We start from the raw sequence: 2,919 nt of genomic DNA, 5'->3' as shown, positions 1-2,919 counted from the left end.
GCTGGAAGATCAACGTGGGCGCGCGCGGCAGCGGCTCGCCGGGGATCATGCGCAAGATGTTCGACGCCAACCGCATCGACGCCTCGACCATGACGCTGCTGCGGCTGGAGCAGACGCCCGCGGTGGTGGGCCTGCTGGGCGGCGAGATCGATGCGCTCGTGTTCGCCTCCGCGCCGGAGTCGCTGATGGTGCAGATGCTGCTGCAGACACCCGGCATCAAGCTGTTCGACTTCGCGCAGGCCGAGGCGTATTCGCGCCGGTTCCCGTTCATGAGCCCGGTGAGCCTGCCGCGCGGCGTGGTGGACCTGGCGCGCGACGTGCCGCCGGCGGACGTGCACCTGGTGGCGCCCACTGCCGCGCTGGCGGCCAAGCGCGAGACGCACCCGGCGCTGATCCAGCTGTTCGTCCAGGCGGCGCAGACGATCCACGGCGAGGCCGGCTGGTTCCAGCGCAAGGGCGAGTTCCCCAGCGCCAAGAACACCGAGTGGCCGCTGTCGAAGGAAGCCGAGCGCTTCTACCGCAACGGGCCGCCGCTGCTGCAGCACTACCTGCCGTTCTGGCTGGCGAACCTGATCGACCGCATGTGGGTGGCGCTGGTGTCGATCGTGGCCATCCTGATCCCGATGTCGCGCGTCGTGCCGCCGTTGTACGAGTTCCGCATCCGATCGCGCATCTTCCGCTGGTACGGCCAGCTGCGCGCGGTCGAGAACGACCAGGGCCGGCGCGGCCCCGGCGAACTGCTCAAGGACCTGGACACGATCGAATCGAAGGTCGAGAACGTGACCGTGCCGCTGAGCTACGCGGACGAGCTGTACGCGCTGCGCAGCCACATCAGCCTGGTGCGGCAACGATTGCAGAGCAGCCAGGAAGGGATCGGATGAATTCGCAGAACAAGCCGCCGCGTGTCGTCATCATCGGCTGCGGCTTCGGCGGTCTGGAGGCGGTGCGTGCGCTGTCGCGCGCCGAGCTCGAGATCACGCTGGTCGACCGCACCAACCACCACCTGTTCCAGCCGCTGCTGTACCAGGTCGCGACCGCCGGGCTCAGCGCGCCGGCGGTGAGCGCGCCGATCCGCCACGTGCTGCGCCGCCAGATGAAGCGCGGCAACCTGACGGTGCTGCAGGCCGAGGCGACCGGCATCGATGCGGCGCAGCGGCGCGTGCTGCTCGACGGCGGCGAGGCCCTGCCTTACGACCACCTCATCGTCGCCGCCGGCGCCACCCACAGCTACTTCGGGCACGACGACTGGGCCGCGGCCGCGCCCGGGCTCAAGACGCTGGCCGACGCCTTCGACGTGCGGGCGCGGGTCATCGGCGCCTTCGAGCGCGCCGAGCGTTGCGCCAGCGAGGACGAGCGCGCGCCGTGGATGACCTTCGTGGTCATCGGTGCCGGGCCGACCGGCGTCGAGATGGCCGGCACGTTGAGCGAGATGGCGCAGCACACGCTGCCGATGGAGTTCCGCCGCATCGACTCCAAGCGCACGAAGGTCGTTCTGATCGAAGGCTCCGATCGCGTGCTGGGTGCCTTCGTGCCCAGGCTGTCGCAAAGGGCGCGCGAGCAATTGACGCAGCTCGGCGTCGACGTGCGCACCGACTGCCGCGTGACCGGCATCGATGCCGAGGGCGTCGACTACGAAAGCCGCGAGAGCGGCCGCCCGACCACGCATCGCCTGGCGAGCAAGACGGTGATCTGGGCCGCCGGCGTCGCGGGCTCGCCGTTGGGCCGCGCACTGGCCGCGACCAGCGGCGCCGCGCTCGACCGCGCCGGGCGCGTCGTGGTCGAGCCCGACCTGAGCGTGCCCGGCCATCCGGAGATCTCGGTGATCGGCGACCTGGCAGCGGCCAGGAGCCATGGCCCCGGCGAACCCCAACCGGTGCCCGGCGTCAGCCCCGCGGCCAAGCAGATGGGGCGCTCTGCCGCGGCCAACCTGCTGCGGCGCCTTCGCGGCCAGCCCACGCGGCCCTTCCGCTACATCGACTACGGCAGCCTGGCCACCATCGGACGCAAGGCCGCCGTCGTCGATCTCACCGTGCCCGTGGTCGGAGCGATCCGCTTCTCCGGGCTGGCGGCATGGCTGTTCTGGCTGTTCGCCCACATCTACTTCCTGATCGGCTTTCGCAACCGCCTGATCGTGATGATCGACTGGGCCTGGGCCTACTGGACCTACCAGCGCCATGCGCGGGTGGTCGCGCAGCCGCCTGCAGCGATGGAACACGCCTCCTAGAATCCGCTCCACCCCCTCAGCAGACGGCGGCGCAGCCCACCCGGCCGCTTCGCCCACCCCAACCGGACCCACACCATGGACACCCGCACCTCGCCCTTTCGCCTGCGCATCGAGCAAGTCCAGGCCGCGCTGAAGCGCCGCGGCCTCGCGGCCTTGCTGGTGCCGTCGTCGGACCCGCACCTGTCGGAGTACCTGCCCGAGCGCTGGCAGGCCCGGCAGTGGCTGTCGGGCTTCACCGGCTCGATGGGCACGCTGGTGGTGACCCGCGAACGCGCCGCCCTCTTCGCCGACAGCCGCTACTGGACGCAGGCCGAGTCCGAACTGGCCGGCAGCGACATCGAGCTGGTGAAGATCCCCACCGGCACCGCGACCCATCATCTCGACTGGCTGGTGCGCCACCTGCAGTCGGGCGATACCGTGGGGGTCGATGGCGACGTGCTCGGGCTGGCCGCGGCCCAGCAACTCGACGCCACGCTTTCGCAGGCCGGCATGCGCCTGGACAGCACGGTCGACCTGCTGGCCGACGTGTGGCCCGACCGCCCGTCCCTGCCCGACGCGCCGGTGTACGAGCACCGGCCGCCGCAGGCGCCGCTCGCGCGCGCCGACAAGCTGGCCCGGGTGCGCGAGGCCTTCCTGCGGCAGGGCGCGACGCATCACTTCGTCTCGACCGTCGACGACGTCGCGTGGCTGTTCAA

General features: G+C 71.1%; 3 protein-coding genes. All 3 read left to right on the top strand.

Translation table 11 applies throughout. The features are described from left to right. The coding region (locus tag VJ693_RS15665; RefSeq protein ID WP_324155576.1) for a TAXI family TRAP transporter solute-binding subunit at positions 1-881 on the top strand (881 nt) is incomplete at its 5' end. Beyond that, positions 878-2,224: an NAD(P)/FAD-dependent oxidoreductase gene (locus VJ693_RS15660; RefSeq protein WP_324155574.1), complete on the top strand. Its 1,347-nt coding sequence runs from the start codon at positions 878-880 to the stop codon at positions 2,222-2,224. The genes VJ693_RS15665 and VJ693_RS15660, both read left to right, overlap by 4 nt. Before the next feature lie 75 nt (positions 2,225-2,299). Continuing rightward, on the top strand, positions 2,300-2,919 hold a 620-nt coding region (locus VJ693_RS15655), incomplete at its 3' end, for an aminopeptidase P family N-terminal domain-containing protein (RefSeq protein ID WP_324155572.1).

This window comes from Ideonella sp., assembly GCF_035254525.1.
Classification (GTDB): domain Bacteria; phylum Pseudomonadota; class Gammaproteobacteria; order Burkholderiales; family Burkholderiaceae_C; genus Ideonella.
This window is presented reverse-complemented; position numbering and strand designations above follow the sequence as displayed.

What these genes read in the sequence shown, in the direction of transcription:
- VJ693_RS15660 (WP_324155574.1), top strand. Translation starts at nt 878, where the DNA reads ATGAATTCGCAGAACAAGCCGCCGCGTGTCGTCATCATCGGCTGCGGC.